At 65.1% G+C, this 25,219-nt stretch carries 18 protein-coding genes; 10 read left to right on the top strand and 8 right to left on the bottom strand.

What is annotated here, in order from left to right:
* The gene (gene fmt, locus BUA26_RS07645) at positions 1-942 is read right to left on the bottom strand and encodes a methionyl-tRNA formyltransferase (protein ID WP_072759251.1); all 942 of its coding nucleotides are present in this window, start codon (positions 940-942) and stop codon (positions 1-3) included.
* On the bottom strand, positions 939-1,448 hold the full coding sequence (def, locus tag BUA26_RS07640; RefSeq protein ID WP_072759250.1) for a peptide deformylase: 510 nt from the start codon (positions 1,446-1,448) through the stop codon (positions 939-941). Before def ends, fmt begins: the two co-directional genes overlap by 4 nt.
* Positions 1,449-1,636: 188 nt before the next feature.
* On the opposite strand from def, the gene BUA26_RS07635 reads away from it, so the two are divergent.
* From BUA26_RS07635 to BUA26_RS07605, 7 genes are all read left to right on the top strand, one after another.
* A complete protein-coding gene (locus BUA26_RS07635; RefSeq protein WP_072759249.1) occupies positions 1,637-2,758 on the top strand; it encodes a LysM peptidoglycan-binding domain-containing protein in 1,122 nt (373 codons plus the stop codon).
* 88 nt (positions 2,759-2,846) lie between these two features.
* Complete coding sequence (gene dprA, locus BUA26_RS07630) at positions 2,847-4,028, top strand: DNA-processing protein DprA (protein WP_083572902.1); 1,182 nt, start codon at positions 2,847-2,849, stop codon at positions 4,026-4,028.
* Between the two features lie 131 nt (positions 4,029-4,159).
* Positions 4,160-6,688, top strand: a complete 2,529-nt coding sequence (locus BUA26_RS07625) for a DNA topoisomerase I (protein WP_072760169.1) — start codon at positions 4,160-4,162, stop codon at positions 6,686-6,688.
* Positions 6,689-7,261 carry an L-threonylcarbamoyladenylate synthase type 1 TsaC gene (locus BUA26_RS07620; RefSeq protein WP_072759247.1) on the top strand — a complete coding sequence of 191 codons (573 nt, stop codon included), beginning with the start codon at positions 6,689-6,691 and terminating at the stop codon, positions 7,259-7,261. It begins immediately after the preceding gene.
* 167 nt (positions 7,262-7,428) lie between these two features.
* Complete coding sequence (locus BUA26_RS07615) at positions 7,429-8,817, top strand: AMP-binding protein (protein ID WP_072760167.1); 1,389 nt, start codon at positions 7,429-7,431, stop codon at positions 8,815-8,817.
* 81 nt (positions 8,818-8,898) lie between these two features.
* On the top strand, positions 8,899-10,206 hold the full coding sequence (purD, locus tag BUA26_RS07610; RefSeq protein WP_072759246.1) for a phosphoribosylamine--glycine ligase: 1,308 nt from the start codon (positions 8,899-8,901) through the stop codon (positions 10,204-10,206).
* A gap of 195 nt (positions 10,207-10,401) precedes the next feature.
* Positions 10,402-11,280, top strand: a complete 879-nt coding sequence (locus BUA26_RS07605; protein WP_072759245.1) for a YbaY family lipoprotein — start codon at positions 10,402-10,404, stop codon at positions 11,278-11,280.
* A gap of 72 nt (positions 11,281-11,352) precedes the next feature.
* Here BUA26_RS07605 and BUA26_RS07600 read toward each other — a convergent pair whose 3' ends face one another.
* The 4 genes from BUA26_RS07600 to mnmG form a co-directional block, all read right to left on the bottom strand.
* Positions 11,353-13,209 (bottom strand): autotransporter domain-containing protein, encoded by a 1,857-nt coding sequence (locus tag BUA26_RS07600; protein ID WP_072759243.1) that lies wholly within the window; start codon positions 13,207-13,209, stop codon positions 11,353-11,355.
* A gap of 108 nt (positions 13,210-13,317) precedes the next feature.
* Positions 13,318-15,648: a Tex family protein gene (locus tag BUA26_RS07595; RefSeq protein ID WP_072759241.1), complete on the bottom strand. Its 2,331-nt coding sequence runs from the start codon at positions 15,646-15,648 to the stop codon at positions 13,318-13,320.
* Positions 15,649-15,803: 155 nt separating this feature from the next.
* The gene (locus BUA26_RS07590; protein WP_072759239.1) at positions 15,804-16,583 is read right to left on the bottom strand and encodes an RDD family protein; all 780 of its coding nucleotides are present in this window, start codon (positions 16,581-16,583) and stop codon (positions 15,804-15,806) included.
* 71 nt (positions 16,584-16,654) lie between these two features.
* Positions 16,655-18,532 carry a tRNA uridine-5-carboxymethylaminomethyl(34) synthesis enzyme MnmG gene (gene mnmG / locus BUA26_RS07585; RefSeq protein WP_072759237.1) on the bottom strand — a complete coding sequence of 626 codons (1,878 nt, stop codon included), beginning with the start codon at positions 18,530-18,532 and terminating at the stop codon, positions 16,655-16,657.
* A gap of 580 nt (positions 18,533-19,112) precedes the next feature.
* Here mnmG and BUA26_RS07580 point away from each other — a divergent pair.
* Complete coding sequence (locus BUA26_RS07580) at positions 19,113-19,298, top strand: hypothetical protein (protein WP_072759235.1); 186 nt, start codon at positions 19,113-19,115, stop codon at positions 19,296-19,298.
* Positions 19,299-19,387: 89 nt separating this feature from the next.
* On the opposite strand, the gene pepN is transcribed toward BUA26_RS07580, so the two are convergent.
* A complete protein-coding gene (gene pepN / locus BUA26_RS07575) occupies positions 19,388-22,030 on the bottom strand; it encodes an aminopeptidase N (protein WP_072759233.1) in 2,643 nt (880 codons plus the stop codon).
* Between the two features lie 82 nt (positions 22,031-22,112).
* Here pepN and BUA26_RS07570 point away from each other — a divergent pair, with 82 nt between their 5' ends.
* Together BUA26_RS07570 and BUA26_RS07565 are read left to right on the top strand one after the other, a co-directional pair.
* Entirely contained in the window at positions 22,113-23,117 is a 1,005-nt protein-coding gene (locus BUA26_RS07570) for an aldose 1-epimerase (protein ID WP_072760165.1), read from the top strand.
* 23 nt (positions 23,118-23,140) lie between these two features.
* Complete coding sequence (locus tag BUA26_RS07565) at positions 23,141-24,100, top strand: pyridoxal-phosphate dependent enzyme (RefSeq protein ID WP_072759231.1); 960 nt, start codon at positions 23,141-23,143, stop codon at positions 24,098-24,100.
* On the opposite strand, the gene BUA26_RS07560 is transcribed toward BUA26_RS07565, so the two are convergent.
* Positions 24,097-25,206, bottom strand: coding sequence for a sterol desaturase family protein (locus tag BUA26_RS07560; protein WP_072759230.1), 1,110 nt, complete (start codon positions 25,204-25,206; stop codon positions 24,097-24,099). The two genes, BUA26_RS07565 and BUA26_RS07560, sit on opposite strands and share 4 nt — an antisense overlap.
* Between the last annotated feature and the right edge of the window lie 13 nt (positions 25,207-25,219).

Here is a 25,219-nt window from a genome sequence, read left to right as displayed (position 1 = left end):
TCATCGGGGCTGTCGCAGTTCGGGGCGGGCGTTGAGGTAGTCGACCGCGCCGATGCGTTTGCCGCCGGCGCGCTGCAGGGCGGTAACGCGCAGTGCGCCGCGGCCGCAGGCGAGGTCGATGCCGTTGCGGCCGGTGGCCAGCACGCTGCCCGGCGTGGCGTGGTGGTCGAGTTCGATCGCCTGCGCGGCCCAGATTCGCAACAGCTCACCGGCGATCTCGCCTTCGGCCACGGGCCACGGATCGAACGCGCGCACCTGTCGCTCCAGCTCGATGGCCGACTGGCCGAAGTCGAGTCTGGCCTCGGCCTTGTCCAGCTTGTGCGCGTAAGTCACGCCCTCGGCTGGCTGCGGCGTGGCGGTGAGCTTTTCGCCGGCCAATAGGCGGCGCAGGCCGTCGGCCAGCACTTCGGCACCCAGCTGGGACAGGCGGTCATGCAGCGAGCCGCCGGTGTCCTCACGGGCAATCGGGGTGCGTCGCTGCAGCAGCACCGGGCCGGTATCCAGACCGGCTTCCATCTGCATCAAGTCGACGCCGCTTTCGCGGTCGCCGGCGAGGATCGCGCGCTGGATCGGCGCCGCACCGCGCCAGCGAGGCAGCAGGCTGGCATGCACGTTCCAGCAGGCTAGTCGTGGAATCGCCAGCACCTTGCGCGGCAGGATCAGCCCGTAGGCGACCACCACCAGCAGATCGGGCCGGTACGCCGCCAGCGCCTGCTGCGCCTCGGCAGATTTAAGCGACTCGGGCTGTTCGACCGCGAGCCCGGCAGCCAACGCAGCCTGCTTGACCGGACTGGGCGTGAGCTTGCGGCCGCGACCTGCGGGACGATCGGGCTGGGTGTAGACGGCGACCACCTGTGCACCGCTGGCGCGGCAAGCCTCCAGGCAGGGCACGGCAAAATCGGGGGTGCCGGCGAAAACCAGCCGCAGGCCTGGACTATTCAAGCACTCGCTGCCTGCTTGCGCTGCTTGTCCAGCCGCTTCAACAGCAGCGCGCGTTTCAGCGACGACAGATAGTCGACGAACACCTTGCCATCCAGATGATCCATCTCATGCTGGATGCACACCGCCAGCGGCCCTTCGGCCTCGACCACGATCTCGTTGCCGTCGAGGTCCTGCGCCTTCACCTTGACCTTCAACGCGCGGGTGACATCGGCATACAGGCCGGGAAACGACAGGCAGCCTTCCTGATACACCTGCGAACCTTCCTTCTCGAGGATCTGCGCATTGATCAGCGCCAGCGGCTGCTTGCGGTCGTCGCTCATGTCGGCGACCAGCACGCGCTGATGCACGTCGACCTGGGTCGCGGCGAGGCCGACGCCGTTGGCGGCGTACATGGTCTCGAACAGGTCGGCGACGAACTGCTTCAGTTTTGCGTCAAACACACGGACCGGCTCGGCGCGGGTACGTAGACGAGGGTCGGGGAACTCGAGTATGGGTAGTACGGACATGGAATCACCTCGGCGCCGGAACTGCGGGCGATTTGGTAAAAAGCCACCCCCGGTGCGATCTAGAATGTGCCTCATTGTACGTCGGCAACCATCCGAGTGCAGACGATTTTTGCCAACTCGCGCCTGTTGCGCGTGTTAACCATTCGGTTACACTCGACCGAGCATCTGGGGAAGGGGGATTCCCACCAATGATCAAGAAATTTATCGTGTTGCTGGCCGGCATGCTGGTCACCGTGGCCGTCTATGCCGCCGGCGCGCAACTGCGGGCCGATCATCCCGACAGCTACACCGTGCGCCGGGGCGACACCTTGTGGGACATTTCCGCCAAATTCCTGTCCAAGCCCTGGCTGTGGCCGGAGATCTGGCAGGCTAACCCGCAGGTGCGCAACCCCCACCTGATCTACCCCGGCGACGTGCTCAATCTGTCCTTTATCAACGGGCCGCACCTGCAGCTGCAGCCGCAGGTGCATCCCGAAGGCGAGCCGGTGTCGGCGATTCCGCTGTCCGAGCTGAAAATGTTCCTCAAGGACATGCGGGTGATGGATTCGAATGCGGTCAGCTCCGCCCCGTATGTGGTCGGTCTGGAAGAGGCCCGATTGCGCGGCGCGGTAGGCCAGAACATCTACGTGCGCGGCCTGCAGGGCGAGCCGGGTCAACGCTGGGCGATCGTGCGGCCGACTCACGTATTCCGGGGCTTCAATCAGAGCGATGCGGCCAGTGCCGATCTGGTGGGTCACGAACTGGACAGCAACGCGGCAATGGTCAATGCGCCGTGGCGCGAGGATTCCCGCAACGACGGTCACTATGGCAAGGGCGATGACCTCGGCGTCGAAGTCAGCGTGATCGGCACCGCCGAGACGCTGCGCATGGGCGACCCGGCGACCTTGTTGCTGCTCAACGCGACGCTGGAAATCCGCAGCGGCGACCGCATCATGCCCGTCGATGACAGGCCGTATGACGCGTCCTACTACCCGCACCCGCCGAAGTCGGTGGCGGCCAACGCCAAGGTGATCGGGTTTGCCGATGCGATGGATGCGGCCGGTTCGCGCCAGGTGGTGATGCTGTCGATCGGCGCCAAGGACGGAGTCGACAACGGCCAGACGTTCACGATGTACGAGCCGGGCGAGAACATCCATGACGACGTTGCCAGCAACAGCTGGCGCCGCGGCGTGGGCGAGCGGGTCACCTTGCCGGACGAATACGTCGGTCACGTCATGGTGTTCCGCACATTCGACCGGGTCAGCTACGGCTTGATCATGGACGGCTTGCGGCCGGTGCACATCGGTGCCCGCCTGCGCGCGCCGGAATAACACCCGCCTTCTATTGGCATCTGCCTACAGTACGGCGCGGCCACCACCGCGCCGTTTCTGTTTGTGCGGGCTCCGTAAACTGCAGCACATGCACATGGACGACAGGGATGTACTGCGCGCGTGGCTGATAGCCCTGCGCACGCCGGGCCTCGGCCCGGGTGGTCTGCGCGAGCGGCTCGATGCTGCCGATGGCGATATCCGGAGGGTCGTAGGGCAGCTGCAGCGTCATGCCGCGGTGCTCGGTGAGCCAGCGAAGGCGTGGCTGGCACAGCCCGACGAGGTGCAATTGGCGAGCGATCTGGCGTGGCTGGCCGAGCCGGGTCACCGGTTGTTGCGCTGTACCGAAGCGGACTTTCCGCCCCAACTGGAAAACATTCCGCAGCCGGCGGCGGCCTTGTTCGTGATCGGCGACGCCAGTCGGCTGCTGTATCCGCAAGTAGCGATCGTGGGTGCCCGCAGCGCCAGCGCGAGTGGGCTGGCGCATGCCCGTGCGTTTGCCCATGCGCTGGCGCAGGCCGGCTTCGCCATTACCAGCGGCATGGCCGACGGCATCGACGGCGCGGCCCATACAGCCGCCCTGGATGCGGGGGCGGCGACGCTGGCGGTTATCGGCACCGGACCGGATCGGGTGTATCCGCGCAAGCACCATGCGCTGGCCCGGCGAATCGCCACGCACGGCGTGCTGATCAGCGAGTTTCCACCCGGCACTCCCGCGCGTGCCGATCATTTTCCGCGGCGGAACCGTATCATTGCGGGCCTGTCGCTGGGCACGCTGGTGATCGAGGCGGGTTTGCGTTCCGGTTCGTTGATCACGGCCCGGTTGGCTGGGGAACAGGGTCGCGAGGTGTTCGCGTTGCCCGGCTCCATCCATAATCCGCTGGCTCGCGGCTGCCATCGTCTGATCCGTGATGGCGCGCGGTTGGTAGAGAGCGCCGTGGAGATTATCGAGACATTGGCGCCGGCAGCGCGCATGCTTGGATGCGAACTGGCTGCCCGACTGCAGGCGGAAACCGGCAGCGAGGCGACTCGGCAGCTGGTTGCCAAAGGTGGCACGAGCGATTCAGGCGACCGTTCCAGCTCGGGGGAGGATGCCGCCTATCGTCGGCTTTTGACCGAACTTGGTCATGAGCCAACGACGTTGGACGAACTTGTTCGGCGTACAGGGCAATCGGCGGCCACGCTGTCCTCGATGCTGTTGATGCTGGAACTGGAAGCCCGGATCGAGAGTCTGCCGGGCAACCGCTACCAGCGATTGCCCGACAACGCTTGATCAGAGACGCTTGCCCCCGGCCTGGCGGGTCTGGCGGGTTCAGGCTTGACAGCCGCGGGCGCGGCATGGTTTCAACTATATATATGTCCGGCACGGAAGCGCCGGTGGTTCACTTGCGGAAATCCAGCTTCATGGCAAAAAACCTGCTCATCGTCGAATCACCGGCCAAAGCCAAGACGATCAACAAATACCTCGGCAAGGACTTTCAGGTCCTCGCCTCCTACGGTCACGTGCGTGACCTGAAGCCGAAGGAGGGCGCGGTCGACACCGAGCACGGTTTCACCATGGCCTACGAGGTGATCGAGCGCAACGAGAAGCACGTCGACGCGATCGCCAAGGCCGCCAAGCTGGCCGACGACATCTATCTCGCGACCGACTTGGATCGCGAAGGCGAGGCGATCTCCTGGCACATCAGCGAGATCCTGAAGGAGCGCGGCCTGACCGAAGGCAAGCGCATGCATCGTGTGGTGTTCTCCGAGATCACGCCGAAGGCGATCAAGGCGGCGGTGGCATCACCGCGCCAGCTGTCGCATGACCTGGTCGATGCGCAGCAAGCCCGTCGCGCGTTGGACTATCTGGTCGGCTTCAACCTGTCGCCGGTGTTGTGGCGCAAGGTGCAGCGCGGACTGTCCGCCGGTCGCGTGCAGTCGCCGGCACTGCGCATGATCGTCGAGCGCGAGGATGAGATCGAGGCATTCAAGGCGCGCGAATACTGGACCATCGAGGCCCAGCTGAAGCATGCCGAGGGCGATTTCACGGCCCGTCTGAGCAAGCTCAACGGCAAGAAGTTCGAGCAGTTCGATCTCACCAACGAAGCCGATGCGTTAGCCGCGCGCGACGCACTGAAGCAGGCTGCCCGCGGCCGCCTCACCGTCAGCGACGTCGGTTCGAAGGAGCGCAAGCGCCGCCCGGCGGCGCCGTTCACCACTTCCACCCTGCAGCAGGAGGCCGCGCGCAAGCTCGGCTTCACCACCAGCCGCACGATGAAGGTGGCGCAGGGGCTGTACGAAGGCGTGGCGCTCGGCGACGAGGGCAACGTCGGCCTGATCACCTATATGCGTACCGACTCCACCATGCTGGGTGACGACGCGGTGGCCGAGCTGCGCCAGCTGATCGCCCGCGATTTCGGCGGCCATGCATTGCCCGATGCCCCGCAGGTCTACAAGACCAAGTCGAAGAACGCGCAGGAGGCGCATGAAGCGATCCGTCCGACTTCGGCGATGTATACGCCAAAAGCGATCGCCGCCTTCCTCAACGACGACCAGCGCAAGCTGTATGAATTGATCTGGAAGCGCACCGTCGCCTGCCAGATGATCCACGCCACGCTGAATACCGTCTCGGTGGAATTTGCGCTGCGCGACGCGGCAGGCGGCGACGCCTCGTTCCGCGCCAGCGGCACCACCGTGATCGATCCAGGCTTTCTTGCCGTGTACGAGGAAGGCCGCGACCAGAAGAGCGCCGAGGACGACGACGAGGGTCGTCGCCTGCCGCGACTGGCGGTGGGCGAGCAGGTGCCGCTGCACGAGATCGCCGCCGACCAGCATTTCACCGAGCCACCGCCGCGCTATTCCGAAGCCAGCCTGGTCAAGGCGCTGGAGGAACATGGCATCGGCCGTCCGTCGACCTACGCCAGCATCATCCAGGTGCTGCAGAATCGCGAATACGTCCTGCTCGACAACCGCCGCTTCAAGCCCAGCGACGTCGGCCGCGCCGTCAGCAAATTTCTCACCGCGCATTTCACCCGCTACGTCGATTACGACTTCACCGCGAAGATGGAGGACGAACTCGATGCGGTCAGCCGCGGCGAGGAAGCCTGGGTACCGCTGATGGAGCGTTTCTGGCTGCCGTTCAAGCAGCAGGTGGACGAGAAGACCGAGTCGGTCGATCGCAACGAGGCGACCGGTGCACGCGAACTTGGCAGCGATCCGAAAACCGGCAAGCCGGTGTCGGTGCGGCTGGGCCGCTTCGGACCGTATGCCGCGATCGGCACCAAGGACGACGAGGACAAGCCGACCTTCGCCTCGTTGCGCCCCGGCCAAAGCATGCACACGATCACGCTGGCCGAGGCGCTGGAGCTGTTCAAGCTGCCGCGCCAGCTCGGCCAGGCGGAGAACGGAGACGAGGTCATGGTCGGTGTCGGCCGTTTCGGCCCGTTCGTGAAGCAGGGCAGCACCTATGCCTCGCTCAAGCCCGAGGACGATCCGTACACGATCGAGCTGCCGCGCGCCTTGCAGATCGTGGCCGAGAAACTCGAGATGCTGGCGAACCGGTTGATCCTCGATTTCGGCAACGGCGTGCAGGTACTCAACGGCCGCTACGGCGCGTACATCACCGATGGCGAGAAGAACGCGCGCATCCCGAAGGAACAGGAGCCGAAGGAGCTGACCGAGCAGCAGTGTCTTGAGCTGCTCGCGGCCGCGCCGGTGCGCAAGGGACGCTTCGGCAAGAAGACCGCCACCAAAACCGCCACGAAGAAGACCGCGACCAAGAAGGTTGCCGCCAAGAAGGCAGCGCCGGCAGTGAAGAAGGCGGCCGTCAAGAAAGCTGCGACAAAGAAGAAAGCCGCCACGAAGACCGCGACCAAAAAAGCGGCTGCCAAGAAAGCGGCGACGAAGAAAGTCGCGGCCAAGAACGTCTTGTCAGAGAAAGTCGAGACCTGAGTGCTACAGCGCTTCACCCTCGCCGAGTCCGGTGCTGCCGCCGAGCTGCTGCATGGTGGCGGTGTGCTGGCCTATCCGACCGAGGCCGTGTTCGGCCTCGGCTGCGATCCGCATGATCGGGTTGCGTTCGAGCGCCTGTTCGCGCTGAAGCAGCGTCCGCCGACACAGGGCGTATTGCTGATTGCCGCCGAGTTCGCCCAGGTCGAGCGCTATATCGAGCTTGCCGCGGTGCCAGCCGAAGTCCTGCAGCAGGTGTGGGCAAGTTGGCCGGGGCCGCATACCTGGGTTTTCCCGCGCTCGGCGGAAGTGCCGACATGGATCGCCGGTACACACGCCGGCATCGCGCTGCGGGTCACCGCTCACGAACCTGCCGCCACGCTGTGTCGTGCGTTCGGTGGTGCGCTGGTATCGACCAGTGCGAACCCGCACGGCCAACCGCCGGCGCGCCTGGCGCAGACCGTTGCGGACTATTTCGGCGATGCGCTGGACGGCCTGCTGGACGCCCCTCTGGGCGGCCAGAACAATCCCACCGTGATCCGCGATGCATTGTCGGGCGCTATCATCCGCGCCTGAGCGGTCGAAGGGGACGCGTCGGAACCCTGTCGGAACAGTGCGGTGCCAACCAGCGGCTCCGTGAATCGCTGTGTCACGACAGCGCCGGCCATTCACGTCGGCGTTAATGGATCGGGGCGATGCTGTTCCTGCAGCACGACGAATTGAAGCATCCGGGAGAGTGCGGCTTGGCCATCGTTTACGACATCTACCAGCGTGAAGCACCGCAACGGCTGCCACTGTTGGCCGCTGCCGATCCTTTACGGGTTCTGGTCCGGCGACACGGCGAGGCGGTGACTGCCGCACAGTTCCTGACGCACGTGCAGGCGGTGGCTGCCGGCTTGCCTGCCGCGGCGGCCGCAGTGAATCTGTGTGAGGACCGTTACGCATTCCTGGTGGCGTTCTGCGCGATCGTGCTGCGTGGACAGATCAATCTGTTGCCGTCATCGCGCGCGCCACAGGCGGTGGATGAAGTGATGGCGGCGCATCCCGGCTGCTACGCGCTGGGCGAGCAGGCGCTCGATCCGGCACCGCCGGGTTATCGACTGATGCCGTCGCTGGACGTCGCATTGCCGCCCGAAACCGATACGAGCCGGGCCGATACGAGCTGGCCGATGATTCCGGCCGAGCAGGTGGTGGCGATCGGCTATACCTCCGGCTCCACCGGCATGCCCAGCGCCAACGAAAAAACCTGGGGCAGCTTTCACGCCAGCAACGCGGGCAACCTGGGCATGCTGCAGGCGGCCGTCGGCCGGCATGTCGAGATCGTTGCCACGGTGCCGCCGCAGCACATGTACGGCATGGAGATGTCGGTCCTGCTGCCGCTGCTGGGCGAGATCAGCGTGCATGCCGGGCGGCCGTTCTTCCCGGCCGATGTGGCGGCGGCACTGGCCGAAGTGCCGCCGCCGCGGCTGCTGGTGACCACGCCGGTGCATCTGCGCGCTCTGGTCGAGTCGGGCATCGCGTTGCCGCCGGTTGCCGCTGTGGTTTCGGCTACCGCACCGCTGCCGCGCGAATTGGCAGCGGCTGCCGAGCAGCGCTTCGGCACTCTCGTGCTGGAGGTATTCGGCTCCACCGAAACCTGCGTGTTCGCCAGTCGCCGCCCTACTGTGGACGAGGACTGGTCGTTGTATGCCGACGTCATCCTGCATCCGCAGCCGGACGGTACCGCGATCGAGGCGCCACAGCTGAGCGCACCGGTCACCTTGGCCGATATTGTCAGCCTATCCGACGGCGGTCGTCGCTTCCGCCTGCGCGGCAGGCATGCCGACATGCTGGAGATCGCCGGAAAGCGCGCCTCGCTGAGCGACCTCAGCCGGCGCCTGCTGGCGATACCCGGTGTGCAGGATGGCGTGGTGTTTCAGCTCGATGCCGCCGATGCACTCGGTGTGCACCGGATTGCGGCACTGGCGGTGGCGCCGGGGCTGGATGAACACATGATTCTCGACGCGCTGCGCCGGGCTATCGATCCGCTGTTCCTGCCGCGTCCGCTGCGGCTGGTTTCCGCGTTGCCCCGCAACGAAACCGGCAAGTTGCCGCGCGCGGCGTTGCTGGAGCTGGTGCACCACCACGATTGAACCCCGAGCGGGCAGTCCGTCGCAGCCGCTACAATGCGCGACTGCGCGGCGTCGCGCATGAGTGGTTCTCGGAGTGCAGGCATGAAGGTTCTCGTTATCGGCAGCGGCGGTCGCGAACACGCGCTGGCGTGGAAGCTCGGGCAGTCGTCGCAGGTCGACGAGGTGATCGTGGCGCCCGGCAATGCCGGTACCGCGCACGAGCCGGGCGTGCGCAATGCCGATGTCGCGATGGACGATCTCGAAGGCCTGCTGCAGCTGGCCAAACGCGAGAAGATCGGGCTGACCGTGGTCGGTCCCGAGGTGCCGCTGGTGGCCGGCGTGGTCGACCGCTTTCGTGCCGCCGGCCTGCGCATTTTCGGTCCGCGCGCGATCGCGGCGCAGCTGGAAGGCTCCAAGGCATTCGCCAAGGATTTCCTGCAGCGGCACAACATTCCCACCGCACGCTATGCGGTGTTCAGCGATCTGACTCCGGCGCTGGCCTATGTGCGCCAATACGGCGCGCCGATCGTGATCAAGGCCGACGGCCTTGCCGCGGGCAAGGGCGTGGTGGTCGCACTGACCCTGGCCGATGCGGAACTGGCGCTGCACGACATGCTCGGCGCACACAGCTTCGGCGATGCCTCGGCGAGGGTGGTGATCGAGGAATTCCTGGATGGCGAAGAAGCCAGCTACATCGTGATGAGCGACGGCAGCCACGCGCTGCCGATGGCTTCGAGCCAGGATCACAAGCGCCGCGACGAAGGAGATCTGGGGCCGAACACCGGCGGTATGGGCGCGTATTCGCCGGCACCGGTGGTTAGCCCGGAAGTCGAACAGCGCATCCTGCGCGAAGTGATCGAGCCGACCTTGCGCGGCATGGCGGCGGAGGGTGCACCGTTCATCGGCTTTCTGTACGCCGGTCTGATGATCGACAAGAGCGGCGCACCGAAGGTGATCGAATTCAACGTGCGCTTCGGCGATCCGGAAACCCAGCCGATCATGCTGCGGCTGAAGTCCGACCTGGTCGAGCTGATCGATGACGCGCTCGATGGCCGGCTGGAACATAGCAAGGCGCGCTGGGATGCGCGCCCGGCGATCGGGGTGGTGATGGCCGCCGGTGGCTATCCGGGCAGGGTGCGTAGCGGCGACGTGATCGAGGGTCTCGACGCACCGATCGATACCGGTGCGCCGGCCGATATGAAAGCCGATGTCAAAGTGTTCCACGCGGGCACCCGCCTGGACGGCCAGGGCCGGGCGGTCACCGCCGGCGGTCGCGTGCTGACCGTATGCGCGCTGGGCAAGGACATCGCCGCGGCCCGCGAACAGGCTTATGCCATGGTCGGTCGTATCCGTTACGAGGGTGCATTTTGCCGCCGGGACATCGCGTATCGGGCCTTGCGGCGGGGCTGATTCGTGGCGATGCGGGGCCGCGGCGGCAATTTCCGGGCCTGAGCCGCGTACGCCTGCGCATGGTAGGCCATCAGCTGGCTTGACTTTTCCGCGTCGGGATTTTTGGGCTATGCTTGGAGCTTCCCCCGCGTAGAATCGTGGCGCCAAGGCGTCTGAACGATCTCGTGCTTGTTTTCACGTTGATGAGGTTTTCCCATGCGCAAGACAGTTTTGTCGCTCATGTCGGTTACAGCGCTGGCTCTGGCTGGTTGCAATAATGCCCCCACTCCGGAGCAGCCGACGTCTACGGATGCGCCCGCATCCGCGAATACAGCCGCTGCGGCTAACACGGCTGTCAATGAGGTGAGCGGCACAATCTCGTTGCGCGGTTCCGTGCAGCCGTCGGCGAACGCTACGCTGGTGCTGAATCTGGTCGACGTGTCGTCCACCGCCGTGGGCTCCGCGCCGCTGGCGAGCAAGACCGCCCCGGCGGGCTCGTTTCCGCAGCCGTTCAAGCTCAGCTTCAACCCGGCCGATGTGAAGCCGAATGACCTGTATGTGATACAGGCCACGCTGACCGATGGCGATCGCCACTATGCGATGCCGATCCAGGCGCCGGTGCTGGCCAAGGGCAGCAAGAATGACGGCGTGGTGATCGAGCTGGTGGCCGAACAGACCCCCGGCGAGAAAGTCATGGACGCGTTCACCGCCGAGCAGAAGCAGCTCGGCGCCATGAAGGTCACCCATGGCACCAAGCTCGACGCGAATGTCTCGCGCGGCTGGCAGCTGTTCCGCCAGGCTGGCCAGGTGCAATTCATCCGTGAACTGGTCGATTACGGCGACAAGGGTTTCACCAGCACCGACTATGCCTACAAGGACGGCAAGCCGTGGGCGATCGTGCAGGAGACCAAGGCAAGCCGTGACGGGAAGCCGAGCGCGATCGACCGTGCCGGCTGGAGCGACGATGGCACGCTGGTATTGAAGCAGCATCAGGTCGGCAGCGATGTGCAGCCGCTCGACGACGATGCGGCGGCGAAGCTGAAGAAGCAGGCCATGGAAATCCTCGGAGTGGCGACCGGCGGCAAGAACAAGTAAGCCGTCCAGACGTCAGCACATAAAAAAAGCCGCCGGTGCAAACCGGCGGCTTTTTTGTTGCGGCGGACCCGTTCAGAGGTTGACGCGGAAGCCCATGTTGAAGCTGTTGTACTTCTGGCTGTTGTCTCCGAAACGGCCGCTGTAGCCGATCCAGCTGGTCATGCTCGGCGTGAGCTGGGCGGACAGGCCGAGGTTGGCGTTGCCCCAGCTCTTGTCGGGTACGAAGCCGGTCAGCGCGAACGTGCCGTTCATGCTGTTCAAGCCGGCGCTGACTTCACGCGGATCGGCCTTGCTGTCGTGGTTCCAGGCCAGTTCGGCATACGGCGACATGGCCAGGTTGGCGACCTGCCAATGACCTTGCAAGCGCCAGCCCAGGGTGCCGATCAGCGCGTCGCGCTGTTGCCGATCGAACCACATCGCGCTGCTGTCGTTGCCGTTTTCGCTATAGCCGTTGATCTTGGCGGTCTGCCATTCGAGATTGGCAAACGGTCCGGTGCGCAGGTTGCCGAAATCGAACCACCAGCCACCGGTGAGGCCGGCGCCCAGATGCGAGCCGTCCGCCTTGCCGCTCTCGGTGCGTCGCATGGCGCCGAGGTCGATGCGACGGTCGATGTTCTTGAAATTGGACTGGCCGAAATCCGCGTAACCGCCGACATAGCCGCCGCCAGCGTGGTAGGTCAGATAGCCGAGCCCGCTGATGTCTTGCAGCTTGTAACCGCCACCGCCGGAAACATTCGCATTGCTCTGGCCGACCCCGAGCGCCAGGCCAGCCGAGAGATTGTCGGCGGCGTGGGCATCCACGCCCAAGGTGAAGTTGATGTTGTTGCTACTGGTCTTCGGCGAACCGTTGTTGGCGTCGAAGCGCTGCCGCGCGTAATCGATGTTGACGAATGTACGGGTTTCGCCGCCATCGCTGTCCACCAGCATCTGGTTGCGGATGGTGCGGGTCTGCGTGGTGGCGGCCGACAACGCCGACTCACCGAGCAGCGAAATCTGTTCCGGCGCCCGCAGGACGGACACCACATACTGGCCGAGCAGCGCGTGCGCGGCGGTGGTCGGATGCACTCCGTCGGCAAACACGTAGCTCTGATCCGTGCCGGGGGCGTACGTGTACGGCAGGCCTGAACCCTGCGGCCCACAGCGCACCGAGCTGGAATTGGCGCCGCAAGCCGGCATGGTGGCATTGGTGAAACCGTAAGCCTGTGGATTGGCGATCACCTCGGACAGCAGCCCATAGGCGTTGATCGGGATGATGCCTTTGCCCAGTTGTCCCAGGCCAGTATTGAGCTGGCCGTTGAAGATCAGGCTGAGACCGGCCAATGCTGCGGCGCCGGCCGGCCCTTGCGCGGCAGCGTCGGGAGTCAGCCCGATGTTGGGCAGGTTGAACACCAGAATGTTCTTGGCACCGGCGGCCTGCAGCTGACCGATCAGCTTCACTTCCTGCTGCGCAGCGATCGCCACGTTGGTCTGCGCCTGTGCCGAGGTTTCGAGCCCGCCGCCGGCCAGAGTCGCGTGGTAGAAAATGTCGTTGGCGCCGCCCCAGATGGAATACAGCGCATGCTGGTCGGCGCTGCCGGCGCTCAGATAGGCATTCACCTGCGTGGTCAGCGTCGGCACCGCCCCCGGCGTACCGGGCGAGTTGTTGTTGACCCCTGCGCCGCCCCAGGCGTAATCGCTTCCGCCATTGAGCGAAGGACTGAGCGTGCTGCCCAAGGTACTGGCCACATTCTCGATCGCCACATGGCCGGGATTGGTGGTGAAACGCAGCGGTGGCTGAATGCTCGGGCCTGGCAACACCTGCGACAGATTGCCGTTGTCGCTGAGGCTGTCGCCAAACACGACGACCTTGCTGAAATCGGTGGCGACAGCGGCGCTGCTGAACATCAACGTGGCGGCGATGGCGCCGGCGAGTTGGCGGGTGCGAAGCATGGGTAACACTCCTGGGCCGGAATGGCCTTGTTATATGAGCGTTACGTTAATGCACCCCATACGGAAGCGCATGCTGCATTGCAGCGCGCTGCCGCATGGGTGGTTGGGTCAGCGTTTGGCGGCGCGCGCCAACGCATCGGCGAAGGCGCTGTTGACTGGCGCCGGTGTGGGCTTCGGTGCGCTGTTGCCGGGTCGTCCGCCGTTGCGGGTGTCGCGTTTGCCGTCCGGGTTGCCGCCACCGGCCGGCGGCCGCCCACTACGCGCCTGTCCGGGTTCGTCGTCGAGCCGCATGCTGAGACCGATGCGCTGGCGCGGCAGGTCGATCTCCATCACCTTGACCTTGACGATGTCACCGGCCTTCACCGCGTCACGCGGATCCTTGACGAACGTATGCGACAACGCGGAGACATGCACCAAGCCATCCTGATGCACGCCGATATCGACGAACGCACCGAACGCGGCGACGTTGGTGACCCGGCCTTCGAGAATCATGCCGGGCTTGAGATCCTTCACGTCCTCGACGCCCTCGGCAAAACTGGGCGCCACGAATTCCGGACGCGGATCGCGGCCTGGTTTCTCCAGTTCTTTCAGGATGTCGCGCACGGTCGGTACGCCGAACTTTTCATCGGTAAACTGCTCGGGCTTGAGGCCGCGCAGGAAGCCGCTGTCGCCGATGATATTGCGCACCTCGCGGCCGCACTGGGCGATGATCCGTTCGACCACCGGGTACGCTTCGGGATGGACCGAGCTGGCATCCAGCGGATTGTCTCCATCGGAGACACGCAGAAAACCGGCGCACTGCTCGAATGCCTTGTCGCCGAGCCGCGGCACTTTCAGCAATGCCTTGCGGTTGGCGAATGGGCCGTTCGCATCGCGGTGCTTCACCACGTTCTCGGCGACGCTGGCACTGAGGCCGGCCACGCGCGCCAGCAGCGCGGCAGAGGCGGTGTTGACATCGACGCCGACCGCATTGACGCAGTCCTCGACCCGCGCATCCAGCGCACGTGCCAGCTTGATCTGGTTGACGTCGTGCTGGTACTGGCCCACGCCGATTGCCTTCGGCTCGATCTTCACCAGTTCGGCCAGCGGATCCTGCAGCCGGCGCGCGATCGAAATCGCACCGCGCAAGGTCACATCCAGCTCGGGAAATTCCTTCGCCGCCAGCTCGGATGCCGAGTAGATCGACGCGCCGGCTTCACTGACCACCACTTTCGATAGATGGCTGTCGGCAAGCTTCTTGATCAACTCGCCGGCCAGCTTGTCGGTTTCGCGTGAGGCGGTGCCGTTGCCGATCGCGATCAGGTTGACGCCGTGCTGTTTGCACAGTTTCGCCAGTTGCACGAGCGATTCATTCCACTGTCGGCGTGGCTCGTGTGGATAGATCACGTCGGTGGCGAGCAGCTTGCCGGTGGCATCGACCACGGCAACTTTGACGCCAGTGCGGATGCCCGGATCGAGTCCCATCACTGTCTTCGCACCGGCCGGCGCTGCCAGCATCAAGTCCTTCAGGTTGTCGCCGAAGACGCGGATCGCCTCGTCCTCGGCACCTTCGCGCACGCGGCCGAACAGGTCGAGGGTGAGATGCAGATGCAGCTTCACGCGCCAGGTCAGCCGCACGGTTTCGCGCAGCCAGGCATCGGCGGCGCGGCCGCGATTGTGGATGTTGGCGTGGGCGGCGACGCGGCCTTCGCCTTCGGCGTGGCCTTGCTCGCTGTCGGCAGCCGGTGCCAGTTCAAGCTCGAGCACGCCCTCGTTGCGTGCGCGCATCAACGCCAGCAACCGGTGCGAAGGAATCTTGCCGATCGGTTCGACATGGTCGAAGTAGTCGCGGAACTTCGCGCCTTCGTTCTCCTTGCCTTCGACCAGCTTGGCGCGGATCTGTCCCTGCGCCCATAGCCAGTCGCGCAGTTCGCCGACCAGATGCGCATCTTCGGCGATCGACTCCATCAGGATCGCGCGAGCGCCATCCAGCGCGGCGCGCACGTCGGCAACGCCTTTCTCCGCGTCGACAAACGTTGCGGCGAACACTTCCGGCGACAGCGTGGGATCGTCGCGCAGGCCCAGCGCCAGCGGTTCCAGCCCGGCCTCGCGGGCGATCTGCGCCTTGGTGCGGCGCTTCGGCTTGAACGGCAGGTACAAGTCTTCCAGCCGCGCCTTGGTGTCGGCGGCGAGCAATTCGCTTTTCAACGCATCGCTGAGCTTGCCCTGTTCCTCGACGCTGGCAAGGATCGCCGCGCGGCGGTCTTCCAGCTCGCGCAGATAGTGCAGTCGCTCCTCCAGCAGGCGCAGCTGGGTGTCGTCCAGACCGCCGGTGACTTCCTTGCGGTAGCGCGCGATGAACGGCACGGTGGCGCCACCGTCGAGCAAATCCACGGCCGCTTGTACCTGTTCGGTTTTGGCGGCGATATCGTTGGCGATGCGTTGTTCGATGCTGAGCATGGGCTGCGGTCGGTTCCTGGCAGTGGCGTGATGCGCCGGGTAGAGAGATCAAGCCGACGATGATACCAAGCAGCCCGACTGCACCGGCAGCAGATGTGCAGAAAACAAACACGGCGCCGCGGCCGAGCCGCGACGCCGTCCAGGCAAATCCACGCTCAGGCGCTGAACGATTTGCTGTTGTCGGACGAGGTCTGGTTCGACTTGAACTCGCTGGCGCGGCCGTTCAACACCAAAGTGCCGCAGACCATGTCATGCAAGGCCTGCTTGCGCTCGGTCCAGGCGACCATCAGGAAACCGATGCCCAGGATCATGCTGCTGAGGAATTTGGCGGGATAACGACCCAGGGCGCGCGGGAAGCTGATCCGCTTGCCCTGCAAGTCGGTGACCCGGATGCCCAGCGCCAGTTTGCCCAACGTGCCTTGCCAGGCCGAACTCTCGCAGAGCGCGAAGTACAACCAGGCAATGACGCCGGTGATCGCCATGGTCGTGCCCATCATTGAATAAAACTGTCCGTACGCGGCCATCATGGCGTGCGGGTCACCCGGTGCGGCAAGCATGGTCTGGCGCATCGCCTCTTGAGCCGCATCGCCGCCCATGGCCTTCATGATGAGCGTGTTCGGGATGTACAAGATGATGGCGTCGAGAATGTAGGCCCCCACGCGCTTCCAGAAACCGGCATAGTCCTCCAGCGCGGCCGCCGTGGTTTGCGGCAACGGCATCAGCGGTGCGGCAGGTGCGGTATAGGGGTTGCTGGGTGGCGGCGCGTTGCGAGACATTTCGTCGGGGAACAGCACCGACAGCGGCTGCCAGTCGGCGAGGCCCTCGTACCAGGCCAGATCCTGCGGGCTGACCTGGCCCGTGCGCAGCCATTGGCGCACATCGTCTTCCTTGTACGGGCCATGTCGTTCGCCGTCGCGACCGATCCAGATTTCCATTGCACACTCCTCATGCTGGTCGAAGTGGGCATGATGCCATGAGTGGAGCGCGGGGCGGATCCACGCCTATGTCAGGCAGCGTCGCGACGCTTCAGGTGCACCAGCAGCAGCGAGATCGCCGCGGGAGTGACGCCGCTGACACGCGCCGCCTGGCCGAGTGTGGCCGGCATCGTGCGTTTCAGTTTGAGTAGCACTTCGGCGGACAGTCCACGCACTTTGTCGTAGTCGAAGCTGGCGGGAATCGCGGTGTGCTCATGCCGGCGCTGACGCTCGATTTCCTCGCGCTGACGCTCGAGATAGCCGGCGTACTTGACCTGCACTTCGACCTGCGCGGCGACGTCGTCGCGTGCCACCGGCGGTCCCAGTTCGGCCACCGAGGTCAGCTGCGCATAATCGAGCTCGGGCCGGCGCAACAGATCCACTGCATTCGTCTCGCGACTGACGGCGATGCCGAGCTGGCGCTCGACCGCGGCGCCGAGCGCGTTGCCCGGCGTCGCCCACAATCCGCCCAGGCGTTGCAGCTCGCGTTCGACCGCTTCGCGCTTGGCGCGCAACGCGTCGTAGCGCGCCTGCGGCACTACACCCAGGGCATGGCCAGTCTCGCTGAGGCGCAGGTCGGCGTTGTCCTCGCGCAGATGCAGTCGGTATTCGGCACGCGAGGTGAACATGCGGTACGGCTCGATCGTGCCGTTGCTGGTGAGGTCGTCGATCAGCACGCCGATATACGCCTCGTCGCGGCGCGGATACCAAGGCGCCTTGCCCTGCGTGGCGAGCGCGGCGTTGAGGCCGGCGATCAGGCCTTGTGCGGCAGCTTCCTCGTAACCGGTGGTGCCGTTGATCTGGCCGGCGAAATACAGGCCGGGGATCGCCTTGGTTTCCAGCCACGGCTGCAGGCCGCGCGGGTCGAAATAGTCGTACTCGATCGCATAGCCGGGGCGGGTGATATGCGCCTTCCCGAAACCCTTGATCGAGTGCACCAAGGCCAGCTGCACGTCGTACGGCAACGAGGTGGAAATGCCGTTCGGATAGATCTCGAACGTGTCCAGACCCTCCGGCTCGATGAAGATCTGGTGTGATGACTTCTCGGCGAAGCGCACCACCTTGTCCTCGATCGACGGGCAGTAGCGCGGGCCGACACCTTCGATCTGGCCGGTGTACAGCGGTGAACGGTCCAGCGCGCCGCGGATCAGTTCATGTGTCTGTTCAGAAGTGTGGGTGATCCAGCAGCTGACCTGGCGCGGATGTTCGTCGCGGGTACCGAGGTAGGAGAACACCGGCGCCGGATCGTCGCCGGGCTGCTCCTCGAGGCCGTTGAAGTCGATGCTGCGCAGGTCGATGCGTGGCGGCGTGCCGGTTTTCAGACGGTCGGCGGCGACCGGCAGTTCGCGCAGCTTCTGTGCCAGAGCGCTGGCCGGCGGATCGCCGGCACGACCACCGGCGTATTGCGCCTGGCCGATGTGGATCTTGCCGGCGAGGAAGGTGCCGGCAGTGAGTACTACCGCGTTCGCGCCGAATGACAGGCCCATCTGCGTGACCACGCCGGTGACGCGGCCGTGCTCGATGATCAGGTCGTCCACTGCCTGCTGGAACAGCTGCAGGTTTGGCTCGGTTTCGACGATATGGCGGATCGCCGCCTTGTACAGCGCGCGATCGGCCTGGCAGCGGGTGGCGCGCACGGCGGGACCTTTCGACGCGTTCAAAGTGCGCCACTGGATGCCGGCACGGTCGGCCGCATGCGCCATCGCACCGCCGAGCGCGTCGATCTCCTTGACCAGATGGCCTTTGCCGATGCCGCCGATCGCCGGATTGCAACTCATCTGGCCGATCGTCTCGATGTTGTGACTGAGCAACAACGTGCGTGCGCCGGCGCGTGCGGCTGCAAGCGCCGCCTCGGTACCGGCATGGCCGCCGCCGATCACGATGACGTCGTAGTGGGTGGGGTGGCGCATCAAACTGCCCTGAGCACGCAAAAAGTGACGAAACGAGGCGCTATGGTAACGCCGCCAACGGCATGCCAGGGATTGACCGATGGCTGGCATGTTTCCTGCTTGTACCCAGCAGCACTTTCACGGGCAGACGCTGCGCGACTACGCGCGCCGAGATCGAACGGACAGGGGTTCGATCGTGTACCAGGAAAGGAAGCAAGACGGCACCTCTCGGGGTGCCGTCGCCTTTTGTGGGATCCGAAAACCTCGCAAAGGCCCAAAAGACAAGGCCCCGCAGCTTTGCAGCTGCGGGGCCTTGTGCTTATAGATCTGACGCCCGGCGGTCTCAGGAACAGGGGGAATCCAGGATGACCGTGTTGCCGGACGCCAGAAACCGGTGATCGCTGGCGTAAAACACGGATGGATATTCGCCGCAAACATGTGAACAAAGAGTGACTGAAAAGGAAAATTGTGCCGGGCCGCGGCAGCAGATGACGTATTGCGTCAGTGCTGTGATGGCGAACCCGAATCAACTGCGACACTCATCACATCCTGGCACGGCGGTTGCTTTCATCGCAGTACCAGCCACGAGAAGGGGTACGCCATGGACATGAGCTTCGATTTCCAGCCGGTTTATCCGTACCACGATCTGCTGATCGAGCTTGGCCAGGTCGAGATGGCGATCGACGGTTTGAGCGGGCGCGAAGACAACGAGCGTGGCGTGTTGCAGCCCGACCTGGAATCGCGCATGCAGAGCCTGCTCGACGCGCTCGATCATTTGTCCGTCTGAGCGAAACATCCGCCCGTATAGCGGATGCCATTACCCGCAGCGGGCGAGGCAGCGAGGTGTCCGCGCGGGGTCGGCAGCCCCGCCGCCGATCAATGGTTGAGCACGCTGCCGATGATTTCGGCCAGGTTGCGGGAAAGCCCGTCATGCCTGGCGAGTTCCACGATTGCCGCACGCGCCGCCTCGCGGCGTAGCGGTTCCAGCCGCTGCCAGCCGTTGAATGCCGTAGCCAGCCGTGCCGCTACCTGCGGGTTCAACCTGTCCAGCGTCATCAGTCGCTCGGCCAGCAGCCGGTAGCCGGCACCATCGATCCGATGGAACCCACTCGGGTTGCCGCGCACGAACGCACCCAGCAAGGCCTGCACCCGGTTAGGATTTTTCAGGGTAAACGCGGCATCGCGCTCCAGCAGCAGTACGCGCTCCAGTGCCGGCTCACCCGGCAACTGCGCCTGCACCGCAAACCATTTGTCCAGCGCCAGCGCGTTGTCGGCGTAGCGTTCGCGATAGTCGAGCAACGCCGCCTCAGCCTGCGGGGCATTGCCGCGCACCAGCACAGCCAGCGCGGCGAGCCGGTCGGTCATGCCGGGCGCGCTCCGGTACTGGGCGGCGGCCAGCCGACAGGCTTCGGGGCTGTCGAGCAGATGCAACAGCTCCAGCATGCGGCGCTTGAGCCGGCGGCGCGCCTGGCTGAGCGCATCCAGCTCGATGCCGGTATGCGCGGCCAGCGCCTGGTAACGCCGGCGCAAGGCGTCGGCACCCAGCCGTTCGGCCAGTCGTTGTTGCAAGCTCTGGCGCAAGTGGTGGATGCGTTGCGGATCGATCGCTGTCTCGCGTTCGGCCAGTTCGACTTCGCCCGGCGGGGTCAGCAGGTCGGCCAGCAACGCGTCGTCGATCGAGGTGTTGTCGAACAGCAACGCCAGCGCTTCGCACCAGGCATGCAAGGCCTCGGTCGAGGTGTCGTCACGCAGGTTCTCATAGGCGCGCACGGCCAGCTGCTGGCCGGCCTCCCAGCGATTGAAGCCGTCGACGTCATGGGCCAGCAGCAACGCCAACTCGTCCGGGGTGTAATCGCATTCCAGGATCACTGGTGCGGAAAAACCGCGCAGCAGGGACGGTACCGGTGCGGTGATGACGTTGGTGAAGACGAAATCCTGTTCGGCCTGGGTCAGCACCACGACGAGTTCGTTGACGCTTTTGGACGTCTGGCCGTCCAGATGCAAGGGCAGCATGTCGCCATGACGCGTGAACAGCGCCAGCTTGACCGGGATCGGCAGCGGCGGCCGGGATTCCGGTCCCGCAACGTGCTGGGCCAGCGTCAGCGTGTACTCATGCCGGACAGCATCGTAACGGCCACGGGCGTTCAATCGCGGCGTGCCGGCCTGGCCGTACCAGGCCAGGTAGGGTGTGAGGTCGGTGCCGTTGGCTTCGCCCAGTGCCGCAAGAAAATCCTCCAGCGTGGCGGCGCGGCCGTCGTTGCTATCGAAATAGCGATCCATGCCGCGACGGAAACCGTCCTTGCCCAGCGCACCGGCCAGCATGCGCACCAGCTCGGCGCCTTTCTCGTACACCGTGGCGGTGTAGAAATTGTTGATCTCGCTGTACTGCGCCGGACGCACCGGATGCGCCAGCGGGCCGGCATCCTCGGGGAACTGCGCGCGGCGCAGCAGCGAGACGTCCTCGATGCGCTTCAGCGGTGCGGAGTTCATGTCGGCCGAGAAGCTCTGCTCGCGGAACACCGTAAGCCCTTCTTTCAGCGACAGCTGGAACCAATCGCGACAAGTGACCCGGTTGCCACTCCAGTTGTGGAAGTATTCGTGCGCCACCACCGCCTCGACATGCCGGTATTCGTCGTCGGTGGTCGAGTCCGGGTCGGCCAGCAGGCACTTGGCATTGAAAATGTTGAGGCCCTTGTTCTCCATCGCGCCCATGTTGAAGTCGTGGGTGGCGACGACGTGGAACACGTCCAGGTCGTAGTTGCGGCCGTACGCCTGCTCGTCCCAGCGCATCGAGCGCTCCAGCGCATCCATCGCGTAATCGCAGCGGTCGATCGCGTCGGCTTCGGCCCAGATCTTCAGCTGCACGGCGCGCCCTTCGGCGGTGACGTAGTCGCGTTCGATCTTTTCCAGCCGGCCGGCAACCAGCGCGAACAGGTAACTCGGCTTCGGGTGTGGGTCGACGAAACGCGCCCAATGCCGGCCGCCCTCCAGTTCGCCGCTACCGTCGGGATTGCCGCCGGCCAGCAGCACCGGAAAGCGTGCACGATCGGCGCGCAAAGTGACGCTGTAGCGAGACTGCACATCGGGCCGGTCGGTGAAGAAGGTAATGTGGCGAAAGCCCTCGGCCTCGCATTGGGTCAACAGGAAGCCCGCTTCGCGCGAGCCGGACAAATACAGGCCTTCCAGCGCGGTGTTCGCCGCCGGGCGCAACCGCACGCGGGTTTCCAGCACGCTGCCGTCATGGACACCATCGACTTCCAGGCTATTGCCTACATAGCGATACGCGGTGGCAGGCAGCTGGCGACCATCGAGTGTGATGGACAGCAACTGCAGGTTCTCGCCGTCCAGTCGCAGCGGCGCGTTCTGTGCGGGATCACGACGCAGCAGCAAGCGTGCGGACAGTTCACTGGCATCGATGCCGAGATCGAAATCCAGCTCTACCGTCTCCACGCGCCAAGCGGGTGCGCGGTAATCACTGAGGCGTATCAACGCAGGAGATTGCTCTGGAAGTGCTTGCATGGGGCAACAACAACGATGAGGGGTGGGGATTGATCAGGTTAACATGGGGTGTTTTCAACAGCAGGAGAATTCCATGGTGGCATTGAGCGCGATGCGCTACAGCGCGGAACGGGCCCAGCTGGGCGATCAGGCCATCGTTGTGTTGACCGATGGCATCGGCAACCGGCGCGTGCGCATTGCGCTGCACGGCGCGGCGCTGCTCAGTTTCGAGGTGCCATTCGAAGAGGGCATGCACGACCTCGCCGACGGTTATCGCGATGCGGCCGAGATCGTCGCGGGTCAGGGTTCCCGCTACGCGATCATGGCGCCGTTTGCCGGCCGTATCGCGGACGCGCGCTATACCTTCGATGGCCGGTCGGAGGATCTGCAGCCCGGTGTCGCCGGTGCCCAGCGGGCTTGCCGGCATGGCTTCTTGCGCAACGTGGATTTCGACATCGACACGCTGGTCGCCGACGACCACGGCGCACAGGTTACGTTGAGTACCGCGGCGATCCGCCCGCAGCCGGGCTATCCGCATGCGATCGACCTCAGCGTGACCTTCACGCTGGACGCCGGCGGGATCACGCTGGAGGCGCGGATGCGCAACGTCGGCGACAGCGCCGCGCCGTGCTTCTTCGGCTGGCACCCTTACTTCCGATTGGCCGGAGACCTGGTCGACGGCTGGCAATTGCAGATTCCCGCACAGACCCTGATCCGTACCGGCGCCGACCTCATCGCGCTGTCCGGCGCGGCGGCGTACGTGGCGCTGGACGACGCGCCGGCGCTGGACTTCCGCGAGCTGCGCCGGCTCGGCGACAGTATCCTCGATCAGGGCTATACCGATCTGGACGTCGAGGCGGATGGCCGTATCCGCACCCGCCTGCGCGACCCGTCCCGGGGTTTCGGCATCGCGGTATGGCAAGAGCATGGCGTAATGCACGCATTCACCGCCGACACGGTGAGCCGCGACGTGCGCAAGTCGATCGCGCTGGAGCCGATGGAGTGCATGGCCGACGCATACAACCGGCCTGAGTGTGCCGAGGCGATCCGGCTGGAGCCGGGCGCCGAACGACGTTTCCGTTGTGGCGTGGAGATCGAGTTGTCATGAGTGCGCAACCCGCAGGTGCGGCGATGGACGTCTTGCCCGGTTTCGAACAGGTCCGCGATGCCGCCGCGCGCATCGCGCCGCATGCGCGTGTGACACCGGTGCTGCGCAGTGCGGCGCTGGATGAGTTGAGCGGCGCCGAGCTGTACTTCAAGTGCGAGAACCTGCAACGTGGCGGCGCATTCAAATTCCGTGGCGCTTGCAATGCGGTGTGGTCATTGAGTGACGAACAGGCCGCACGTGGCGTGGTTACGCACTCGTCCGGCAACCACGGCAATGCGCTGGCATTGGCCGCGGCCACACGCGGCATCGCCGCGCACGTGGTGGTGCCCGAAGGCGCGGTGCGGGCCAAGGTCGAGGCGATCGAACGTGCCGGCGCGATCCTGCACCGTTGCGCGCCCACCCAGGCCGCCCGCGAGGCCATGGCTGCCGAAATACAACGCACCACCGGTGCGGTGATGGTGCATCCGTATGCCGATACCCGCGTGATGGCCGGCCAAGGCACGCTGGCACTGGAGCTGCTGCAGCAAGCGGACGGGCTGCATGCGCTGATCACTCCGGTCGGCGGCGGCGGCCTGGCCAGCGGCGTGGCGATTGCCGCGCATGCGATCGACCCTTCGCTGGCCTTGTTCGGCGCCGAGCCGCAAGGCGCCGACGATGCGGCGCAATCACTGGCGCGCGCTGCGCGAGTGACCACGGTGGTGCCCGACACGATCTGCGACGGCCTGCGCGCGCTGGTCGGTGAGCGCAACCTCGATGCACTGCGCACACATGGCGTCGAGGTGATCACCGTCAGCGACGCGGAAACCATCGCGGCGATGCAGCTGCTGTGGTCGGAGCTGAAGCAGGTGGTCGAGGTATCCAGCGCCACCGTGCTGGCGGCGATCCTCAAGCAGCGCGAGCGATTCGCCGGGCGCCGCATCGGCGTGGTGCTGACTGGCGGCAATGTGGATCTGCTGGCATTGCCCTGGCGTAACGTGAATTAGCCCAGCGCGACCTCGGTGGTGGTGTCGGCCGGAACCGGTTCGATGGCAACCTCCGTCGGCGACTTGTGTTCGAACGCATGCAAGTCGAGCTGGCTGACCGGGATCGGCCGGTAATCTTCGCCGAACGCCACTTCGCCCGGCCTCCAGCCTTCGATGCGGCGCACCGCACCCCAGAAACGCTTCAGCGCGGCCCAGTGCAGGCCGACCAGGCCGTAGTTATTGTCGGCGTCGACCACCGGGTCGCCCACGCCGGTGGGCCGCGGCGCCATGCCGTACAACGCCGTGCCGAACAGCACGTCCCAGATCGAGAGCACCTGTCCGTAATTGCAGACATGCAGCGTCGGCCGCTCGGGATCGACCAGCATGTGATGCAGCCGGTGGAATTTCGGGGCGACGAAAATGCGGTCGAATACGCGGCCGAAGCCAAGCCGCACGTTGGTGTGCGAGAAGTTCTGCACCAGTTCGCCGATCAGCATCAGCCACGCGAACTGGTCCGGATCCACGCCGATCACCAGGCCTACCGTGGCCAGGATCATCGACTGGATGAAGCCGTCCACGAGACTGCCGCGGTCGTTGGTCCAGCAACTCATCTGGCGCTGGCTGTGGTGCATGCTGTGCAGCGCCCACCACCATGGAATCGCGTGCTGGGTGCGGTGCATCCAGTAGTACACGAAGTCGTAGACCAGGTAGTAGACCGCGAACAGTACGAACGGATGCTGGTTGAACCACGGCACCCAATGCGTCAGCGCCAGCGGCGAGCCGGTGCTCGAGGTGGCGGTGTCGGTACCGCCGAACAGATGGCTGAACGGGGTCAGCACCAGATAGGTGAACAGCGGAAAGATGCCGAGCAGCATCAGCAAGGTGTAATTGCGATCGACCAGGGTCAGCCGGCGATCGGTCCACTTCTCGGCCGGAAACCAGGTCTCCAGCGGACGGAAAATGAAGCCGATGATGCCTACCTGCAACGCCGCGATCAGCAGCGAGGCGGCAATGTCATTCGGGTCGCCCGCCAGGCCGTCCAGATGCAGCGCAGCCAGCAGCGGTACGACCGCGTGAGCGCTCAGCCAACTGACCCAGTGAGCCCACATTTGGGATAAATCGAACATCGGCGTTTCTTCG

It is taken from the genome of Rhodanobacter sp. OK091 (assembly GCF_900142825.1).
GTDB lineage: Bacteria > Pseudomonadota > Gammaproteobacteria > Xanthomonadales > Rhodanobacteraceae > Rhodanobacter.
Note: the sequence above shows the minus strand (reverse complement) of the source record. Positions and strands in the feature narration are given on the sequence as shown.

What these genes read in the sequence shown, in the direction of transcription:
- def (WP_072759250.1), bottom strand. Translation starts at nt 1,448, where the DNA reads ATGTCCGTACTACCCATACTCGAGTTCCCCGACCCTCGTCTACGTACC.
- BUA26_RS07635 (WP_072759249.1), top strand. Translation starts at nt 1,637, where the DNA reads ATGATCAAGAAATTTATCGTGTTGCTGGCCGGCATGCTGGTCACCGTG.
- dprA (WP_083572902.1), top strand. Translation starts at nt 2,847, where the DNA reads ATGCACATGGACGACAGGGATGTACTGCGCGCGTGGCTGATAGCCCTG.
- BUA26_RS07625 (WP_072760169.1), top strand. Translation starts at nt 4,160, where the DNA reads ATGGCAAAAAACCTGCTCATCGTCGAATCACCGGCCAAAGCCAAGACG.
- purD (WP_072759246.1), top strand. Translation starts at nt 8,899, where the DNA reads ATGAAGGTTCTCGTTATCGGCAGCGGCGGTCGCGAACACGCGCTGGCG.
- BUA26_RS07605 (WP_072759245.1), top strand. Translation starts at nt 10,402, where the DNA reads ATGCGCAAGACAGTTTTGTCGCTCATGTCGGTTACAGCGCTGGCTCTG.
- BUA26_RS07600 (WP_072759243.1), bottom strand. Translation starts at nt 13,209, where the DNA reads ATGCTTCGCACCCGCCAACTCGCCGGCGCCATCGCCGCCACGTTGATG.
- BUA26_RS07595 (WP_072759241.1), bottom strand. Translation starts at nt 15,648, where the DNA reads ATGCTCAGCATCGAACAACGCATCGCCAACGATATCGCCGCCAAAACC.
- BUA26_RS07590 (WP_072759239.1), bottom strand. Translation starts at nt 16,583, where the DNA reads ATGGAAATCTGGATCGGTCGCGACGGCGAACGACATGGCCCGTACAAG.
- mnmG (WP_072759237.1), bottom strand. Translation starts at nt 18,532, where the DNA reads ATGCGCCACCCCACCCACTACGACGTCATCGTGATCGGCGGCGGCCAT.
- BUA26_RS07580 (WP_072759235.1), top strand. Translation starts at nt 19,113, where the DNA reads ATGGACATGAGCTTCGATTTCCAGCCGGTTTATCCGTACCACGATCTG.
- pepN (WP_072759233.1), bottom strand. Translation starts at nt 22,030, where the DNA reads ATGCAAGCACTTCCAGAGCAATCTCCTGCGTTGATACGCCTCAGTGAT.
- BUA26_RS07565 (WP_072759231.1), top strand. Translation starts at nt 23,141, where the DNA reads ATGGACGTCTTGCCCGGTTTCGAACAGGTCCGCGATGCCGCCGCGCGC.
- BUA26_RS07560 (WP_072759230.1), bottom strand. Translation starts at nt 25,206, where the DNA reads ATGTTCGATTTATCCCAAATGTGGGCTCACTGGGTCAGTTGGCTGAGC.